This window comes from Otoolea muris (assembly GCF_943193115.1).
In the GTDB taxonomy this organism is placed as follows: domain Bacteria; phylum Bacillota; class Clostridia; order Lachnospirales; family Lachnospiraceae; genus Otoolea; species Otoolea muris.
Genome location: NZ_CALPCY010000059.1, coordinates 20,395 through 28,240 on the forward strand (window position 1 = coordinate 20,395; position 7,846 = coordinate 28,240).

Sequence of the window (7,846 nt, forward strand, 5' to 3'; positions counted from 1 at the left end):
TCACTGCTCCTTTCCCTTGCGCTCCCGGATAAAGAACCGGAGCGACGTACCCTTAAAGCCAAATGCATCGCGGATTCGGTTTTCCAGATACCTCGTGTAGGAAAAATGCATCAGCTTTTTGTCATTTACAAAGATCACAAAAGTCGGCGGCTTGACCGAAACCTGCGTGATATAGTAAAGCTTTAACCGCTTCCCCTTGTCGGACGGCGGCTGCTGTAAGGCCACGGCCTCGGACATGATCTCATTGAGCACGCCCGTAGCCACGCGCAGCGTCTGGTTCTGGCGCACCAGGTCGATCATATCGTAAAGCTTTAAAAGCCGCTGCCCCGTCAGGGCGGAGACGAACAGGTACTGCGCATAGGGCATAAAGGAGAGGATCGTCTTTAAACGGTTCGTGTACTCGTAAATGGTCTTGTCAGTCTTTTCCACCGCGTCCCATTTGTTGACGGCCACGATGATGCCCTTGCCCCGCTCATGGGCGATCCCGGCAATTTTGGCGTCCTGCTCGGTTACGCCCTCCTGTGCGTCAATGACCACCAGGACCACGTCGGCCCGCTCAATCGCCGTCACGGCCCGGATGATGCTGTAGCGCTCCAGCTCCTCTTTGATCTTGTTCTTCCTGCGCAGCCCCGCGGTGTCGATGAACACATACTCCGTCCCGTTGTGTACGATCTCCGTATCCACCGCGTCGCGCGTGGTGCCCGCGATATCCGACACAATCACCCGGTTTTCGCCCAGGAGCTTGTTGACAATCGAGGACTTGCCCACATTGGGCTTGCCCACAATCGCGATCCGCGGGCGCTCATCCTCCTCCTCTTCGGGCGCGTCCTCCGGGAAATGGGCGGCCACGGCGTCTAAAAGCTCGCCCAGGCCCAGGCGCGAGGCCGCCGAGATCGGGATCGGATCCCCGATCCCCAGATTGTAGAATTCGTAGACATCATTGCCGAACTTTTCAAAGCTGTCCACCTTATTCACGGCCAGGACCACCGGCTTTTTCGACTTCCTGAGCATGTCCGCCACTTTGGAATCCGCGTCCGTCATGCCCTGGCGCACATCCACAATAAACACGATCACATCCGCTGTCGCGATCGCAATCTCCGCCTGCTCCCTCATCTGGGACAGGATAATATCCTTTGATTCCGGCTCTATGCCGCCCGTATCGATCAGGGTAAAGGCATGGTTTAACCACGTCCCGTCCGCATAGATGCGGTCCCTTGTCACGCCCGGCGTATCCTTCACAATCGAAATCATGCTGCCGGCCAGGACGTTAAACAGGGTTGATTTTCCCACGTTCGGACGCCCCACCACAGCCACTACCGGTTTCGTTTTACTCATTATATTCCTCCGCTATGTCTTCCAGCTCATACGCCCCGTGCTCCGGCGCATTCTCCACCGGGCGCAGGATCGCCTCCACAAAGTCACGTCCGCTTGATTTTACAATATCCACCCGCACTTGTAAAGCATTTTGTAGCTCTTCGCGGGTCATATCATCCAAAAAAACCTCCTCGCCGCTGCGGAACATCGCGCACGGAAGAAGAAGGCGCTCCCCCAGGGGCCTTCCCGAAAGCTGCTTTGCCAGATCGCATCCGGTAATCAGCCCCGCCACAGTGATCGTTTCCCCGAAAAATTCATTGCGGATCGCATAGACATGCGCCCTCCGCCCCGGAAAGACGGCCTGAACCTCATCCGCAAACCGTCTTATATAAGGATAAGCGAGCGTTCCCGTGGCGATCGAGACCTCCCCGCTCTCCCCGTCGTCGGAAAGCTGCGAAAGCGCCTCCCGGATCTCCTCTTTAAGGGCCCGCAGCATGCCTACCCCGTTTTCAAGCTGCAGGTAGCCGTCATAGCGCGCCTCCTCCGGCAGCGTTCTTTCCGCCAGCAGATAAAATTCATCGCTGGCGTGAATAAAATGAATCCCGTGCCGCGCAAAAAAGACCTTCTGCCACCGCTCAACGCAGTCAATCACCTCCCCGGCCTCCTCCTTTGTAAACAGCTTAAGCGGATATAAGCCGTCGCGGAACCGCGAAAGCCCGGCCGGGACCACAGAGACGCTCTCCATGCAGGGCGCATATTCCCCCAGCCCGCGGATCGAGCGCTCCAGCTCCTCCCCGTCGTTGATCCCTTTACACAGCACGATCTGGCCGTTCATGGGGATCCCCGCCTCATAAAGCCGTCCGATGCGCTTTAATGCCTCGCCCGCAAAACGGTTATTCAGCATCCGGCAGCGAAGCTCCGGATTCATGGTTTGCACGGAAATATTGATCGGCGCGAGCTTAAAGCGGATGATCCGCTCGATGTCGTGATCCTTCATATTCGTCAGTGTCACATAATTGCCCTGCAGGAACGAAAGCCTGGAATCATCGTCCTTAAAATAAAGCGTATCCCGCATGCCGGGCGGCATCTGGTCAATGAAGCAGAAGATGCACTTGTTCTGGCATGAGCGGTACTCGCTCATCAGGCCGTTCTCAAAATTTAAGCCCGGATCCTCGTACGCGTGCTCGATCTCCAGCTCCCACTCCTCGCCGTCCGCCTTTCTCACCAGCATGGTGATGGCTTCGCTGTTTATCTTGTATTGATAGTCAAAAATATCCTCGATCTCCTCGCCGTCAATGCTCAAAAGGATATCCCCGGGCGCGAGATCCAGCTCCTCGGCGATGGAGCCGGGGGCGACGGATTTGATTAGATGGCCTTTTTTATTCATGGTGTGTGCTCCGTTTTGTCAGTGTATTTATTTAAGGATCATGTATTGGTTGATTGCGGTTGATTTTTAGCTAATATAAGTGATTTCAAATAACTTTATGATATAAAATATCTTGGGCATAGTGATGTACCTGTTCTTTCGACAGAATAGCATAAAGCTAATTAAAATCATTTATACTAAGATTTTATTCCATAAGTATATGAATTAATAGTATCATAGCAATAACTGGCTTTTTTGTAAAGGTTTGGGGACGGGGAGGTTTAAAATCGTGAAAGGGCCGCCGTCTCCAGCGTCCCCTTTCACGGCTCCTCACATCCAGCCTGTCCAATCAACACTCTCTTCCCTTCAAATCCAAAACCATATGCCCGTATTCTTTCTTCGCTTATTCCTTCTGCTATCAAAGCTTCTTTATAGTTCATCGCTTCAATCTGCCTTAATGCCGCATTCACCGTATCCTGAAGATCCGTTTCTTCATCCGCATCATGCATTTTAAATTCCAGAATGACAGCGTCGTCCTCATCCTTTCGCGGCTTTAGCATCACATCATACCTGCCGAAGCCGCTCTCCCGGTTTGAAGTAATCACGTACCGGTCGGCCAGTTCGACCATAAGCCCCAGTACGAATCCGTGATAGAACCGTTCCGGCTCTGCGCCTGACGGGCGGTTACCGGTGTCGAAATAGCTGAAGGCAGCCAGCGCAATGCGGTTCATATAAGCGTTCATCTCTTTCATATTTCCAAGAAGCAATGCCCGGATAAATTCCGTCTTGTCCACATAGAAACAGCCGCTGTCAATCAGATCTGCAAAATCCTGGTACCCAATGCCGATTACTCTTGCCACAGCATGTTTACCCCCCTTTCCTTTCTAAACAGTATAACAACTTTGGGCGGGCAGTTCAATGTAAACGGATATAAAATTCGTTCTGCCTGCATTTTTATGCGAATCTTATTGAGAACCGCATGCCGTCCTTGTTATAATCTATAAAAAACCAATGGATTTGCAGCCCGGCAAAGCCGCAGATCCGGCAAGGAGAACCTTCGGTGAAAAAAAAGAGAAAGCTTATCAGGCATAAACAAATCCGTTTTTCCTATTGACGCCCCCGCGGCAGGATGATATAAAAGAATTATACAAAATTCGGGCCGGGTCCCGCCCGGCTCTCCGGAGGAGAAAAAGCATGTCGAACGACTACGTTTTTAATGACACACTGCCAGTTGCGCCGCTCAAAATCGCCGCCCTGGAGAGCTGCCGCCAGCTCGCGGACAAGGTCAATGAGCACATTATCCATTTTCGCCGCAATGATATCGAGGAGCTTACAAAAAGGCAGAAGAACCTGCAGTACCGCGGTTATGACGAGGATTCCTATCTCTTAAAGTGCTCCTGCCCGCGCTTTGGCAGCGGCGAGGCCAAGGGAACAATCCATGAATCCGTCCGCGGCACGGACATCTACGCCATGGTGGATGTGACCAATTACAGCCTGACCTACCGCATGAGCGGCTTTACGAACCATATGTCGCCGGACGACCATTTCCAGGATCTGAAGCGGATCATCGGCGCTACCGTGGCCACCGCGCACCGGGTCAATGTGATCATGCCCTTCCTTTATGAGGGCAGGCAGCACAAGCGCAGCAGCCGCGAGTCCTTAGACTGCGCCATGATGTTAGAGGAGCTGATCCAGATGGGCGTCAGCAATATCATCACCTTTGACGCGCACGATCCGCGCGTGCAGAATGCGATCCCCTTAAACGGCTTTGACAATTTCATGCCCACCTACCAGTTCGTCAAGGCGCTGTTTGCGCATGACAAGACCTTAAAAATCGACAAGGAGCACCTGATGGTCATCAGCCCCGACGAGGGCGCCATGCCCCGAGCCGTGTACCTTGCCAACAACTTAGGGACGGATATGGGCATGTTTTACAAGCGCCGCGACTACTCGCGCATTATAAACGGGCGCAACCCCATTGTGGCCCACGAATTCCTGGGCTCCTCGGTGGAAGGCAAGACCGTCCTCATCATCGACGACATGATCTCCTCCGGCGAGAGCATGCTCGACACCGCCAGGGCCCTCAAGGAGCGGAAGGCAAAGCGCGTCGTGGTCTGCGCCACCTTCGGCCTCTTCACCAACGGCCTTGAGAAGTTTGACGAGTTCTACGAAAAAGGCTACTTAGACTGTGTGGTTACCACAAACTTAAACTACCGCCCCGCGGATCTTTTAAACCGCGGATGGTATGTGGAGGCGGATATGAGCAAATTCATTGCCGCAATCATCAACTCCCTGAACCATAACGTCTCTCTCGAAAACGCCCTGACGCCGACCGCAAAGATCCAGAAGCTGATCCGGCGGTACAATATGCAGGCGGATCGGCAGCGGTAGCGGACAGAAAAACGAACGGTTACCCCCACCCCACCCCATCCCATGCGGATGTGAATGGGGTGGGGGTAACCGTTCCCTGAACTAAAAAATCTCCCTATACCTATAAAATAACGGTACTTAAACAGCAGGTATAGAATGCCCTGCCGTCACGGCACAGTCTGTTCCCTCAGCGTTTCTACCTTACAGCGATGCTTTTTATTCGTCCTGTCAAACGCCATTCCCACTGCGGGAATCCGTTCCATCTCCTGTGTCTCCCCCGCCAGCGTGGCTTTCAGCATCCTGTCTGATTCCCTTGCAAGGCGATAGATGTATCCCAGGGACGGCTCCTTTACAAGCATCTCCTCAAACGTATCCATCCGTTCTTTATTCGGAATGGACACTTTTCCGTCTTCGCCGCTCAGAAAGCCATAGACCACCATAGCTGAAAATATCTCATCTTTTGTAGCCAGATTCATCGATGTAGCCGCATATTCCCTGATCTTTGCATAAACCGGAATGCCGGACACAAGAAGCGCAAGATCGTCCCTTACATCGCCGGCGTTTTTTTCGACATAGTAAAAAATCTCATCATACGGACCTGAACTGGTCCAGTAATTCCCCAGGTTATTATTCGTAAGCGCGGCGACAACGGAACGGGGATTATAAACCCTGTGGCCGGACATGGTGTGATAGCCATCATACCATACGCGCAGCGCCGCCCGTGAGATCGCAGGCGCTTTCGTTACAGAAATGTATGTTTCATATAGCTGATCCACCTCTGTTTCCAGAAATCCGAAATATTCACAGAACCGTTTCTCAGAGGCCATCGTATACTCAAAAAACATGTTCAGCTCTGAACCGCTGGAATATTTTGCTATGGGAAGAATTCCGGTCATATAGGCAAGCTCCACATATGGCTGGTCCTTTAGCAGGCTGCTCAAAAAATGAATATATGCGTTTTTGTCACTGTCAGACACAAAGCTCCTGTGGAAAATAAAATCCCATTCATCCAATACGAATATAAATTTTGCCGCTTCCTCCAGCTCATAAATATTGTTATAGGAAACGACAAAACGATTTTCGTTTTGCCCGTTTCCTGCGCCGGATTTGCGCTGTGTAAGCAGCATATTTCCTATGCAAATTCGTGCGCATCCCCCGGAGGGGCTATAGCAAACGGAAAATTTATTTGTCGTTTGCTATAAGATATCCCAAAGCGCGTCTGCCTCATCAATCCGGGCCCGGGGATATTCGCTGATTAGATCTTTTAACAGGCGATCCTGGATACGGTCAATATATTGCCGGTAACTGCAGCAATCCCCGGGCATTTCACTAAATGTAATATGTATTACATTATGTCCGTTCAGATGCTTTTCATATTCCGGGTTCGCACCGATCGCCAGGCCGTCAGATATATCATGGCCGTTATACCCTTTTCCAAAATATGCGGCAACCATGTTGGCGGCAATCGTCTTTCCAAAACGGCGGGGTCTTGTGATACAGATATACTTATTGCTCTGCCCGGTTCCCATGCAGAAGGCGCTGGTCTTTTCGCCCGGCCCTACAATGGGAATCAGTTCCCCCAGCAAGCCCGTTTTATCCACAAAATAATCGGAACGCACAATTTCCCGGTAGTTATTCTGCGGTTTTCTGCTGTTTAAGTAAAGTCCCATTTCCCCCACGCTCCTTCCGTTACAGACAGTATACCCTGTTTGGGGAAGGAAATCAATCTTCATCACCCTGCTTTACGAACCGCTCGACCCGCGCCGAATCAAACGCGCTGTCCGCCGCATATTCCGAGGCCGCCGCGCAGACAGCGCGCTCTCCATCTAACTCCAGATCAAACACATACTCTCCCATCACGAGATACCCAAAATCATACTCTGTTATATCCTCCTGATTGGAATGTAAGTTGATTTCAATCGTTGTGATCCCATCCTGCCGTTCTGTATGGCAGGAAAGCTCCTGCAAACCATAGGAATCGTGCGGCGTATGCATTACCTGAGAGAGCGGCGGATTGAGGCGTTTTGCCTTCAGCTTGTCAATATTGAAATAGTTTCTTGTCGTCGCGTACTCCGCTGTCTCTAAAATCACACACTCTGGCTGGAACAGGTTAAAATAATAGTCAAAATCTATAAAATTTTCGTAATTATGCACCCGGTATGTCTCCTGAAAGGACGTATCATAAAATCGTATGCGTGAATTATAATAGGAGCCGTGAAAAAACAGAACTCTGGGTAACTGTCTGCTTCCCGGATTCTCGTTCTTATAAACGCCGAAGCCGGGATAATTTTCATTCAGACGAACCGACGAAAATTCCGCTGTTTTTTCTGTAATCCCACCTTCTGCCGGATTCGCAAAATACGGCGCCATTTCCCGGATTCTGAAATGAGAAGCAGGAAGCGACTCCTCCTCTCTCCAGCTACAGATAAAATCATCTGGTAAATATGGCCTGACGCCAGGAAAATACTCCGATATCTTTTCCAGAAGATGGCTGGTTCCATAAAAACACCCCTGATCATTCCAGTGCCCGGCGTCATATTTCACATTGAAAACCTGCTCTTCCAGGCTTTTCTCCTCCAGAAGCTCTACATTGCTGATATAATTTATATTATATTCCTTTAATTTTTGATACAAATATTGTAAAAAATAATTCCTGTATGTATAACCAGACGGCAAATAGCGGTGATAAATTGTTGTTTTAGCAGGATTAATGCAATAACTAAACCACCACCGGCTAAAGCCGGTGGGTTTGGGCTGGCTGCTGAAGCAGCCTAAAGTTGTCCGACCTCGAAGTTA

The 7,846-nt window shown here is 50.9% G+C and carries 5 protein-coding genes and 2 pseudogenes; 1 reads left to right on the plus strand and 6 read right to left on the minus strand.

The window, feature by feature from the left end; translation table 11 throughout:
- The 3 genes and pseudogenes from der to NFS31_RS22555 form a co-directional block, all read right to left on the minus strand.
- On the minus strand, positions 1–1,335 hold the full coding sequence (gene der, locus NFS31_RS22545) for a ribosome biogenesis GTPase Der (protein ID WP_251500256.1): 1,335 nt from the start codon (positions 1,333–1,335) through the stop codon (positions 1–3).
- Positions 1,328–2,701, minus strand: a complete 1,374-nt coding sequence (locus NFS31_RS22550) for a DUF512 domain-containing protein (RefSeq protein WP_251500259.1) — start codon at positions 2,699–2,701, stop codon at positions 1,328–1,330. The genes der and NFS31_RS22550 overlap by 8 nt, the downstream gene beginning before the upstream one ends.
- A gap of 299 nt (positions 2,702–3,000) precedes the next feature.
- Positions 3,001–3,462, minus strand: a pseudogene (locus tag NFS31_RS22555) (PD-(D/E)XK nuclease domain-containing protein); the annotation flags it as partial.
- A 412-nt stretch (positions 3,463–3,874) separates the two neighbouring features.
- Between NFS31_RS22555 and NFS31_RS22560 the strand changes: the two are divergent.
- A complete protein-coding gene (locus NFS31_RS22560) occupies positions 3,875–5,071 on the plus strand; it encodes a ribose-phosphate pyrophosphokinase (RefSeq protein ID WP_251500265.1) in 1,197 nt (398 codons plus the stop codon).
- Positions 5,072–5,301: 230 nt separating this feature from the next.
- Here NFS31_RS22560 and NFS31_RS28515 read toward each other — a convergent pair.
- The 3 genes and pseudogenes from NFS31_RS28515 to NFS31_RS22575 all read right to left on the minus strand — a co-directional run.
- Positions 5,302–6,102: pseudogene (locus NFS31_RS28515) on the minus strand (P-loop NTPase family protein); the annotation flags it as partial.
- Between the two features lie 144 nt (positions 6,103–6,246).
- Positions 6,247–6,720, minus strand: a complete 474-nt coding sequence (locus tag NFS31_RS28520) for an AAA family ATPase (RefSeq protein WP_251500270.1) — start codon at positions 6,718–6,720, stop codon at positions 6,247–6,249.
- Positions 6,721–6,772: 52 nt separating this feature from the next.
- Positions 6,773–7,684, minus strand: a complete 912-nt coding sequence (locus NFS31_RS22575) for a hypothetical protein (RefSeq protein WP_251500273.1) — start codon at positions 7,682–7,684, stop codon at positions 6,773–6,775.
- Positions 7,685–7,846 lie beyond the last annotated feature (162 nt).

Bases quoted from the DNA above. Each gene is read 5' to 3' on its own strand.
- der (WP_251500256.1), bottom strand. From the start codon at position 1,335: ATGAGTAAAACGAAACCGGTAGTGGCTGTGGTGGGGCGTCCGAACGTG.
- NFS31_RS22550 (WP_251500259.1), bottom strand. From the start codon at position 2,701: ATGAATAAAAAAGGCCATCTAATCAAATCCGTCGCCCCCGGCTCCATC.
- NFS31_RS22560 (WP_251500265.1), top strand. From the start codon at position 3,875: ATGTCGAACGACTACGTTTTTAATGACACACTGCCAGTTGCGCCGCTC.
- NFS31_RS28520 (WP_251500270.1), bottom strand. From the start codon at position 6,720: ATGGGACTTTACTTAAACAGCAGAAAACCGCAGAATAACTACCGGGAA.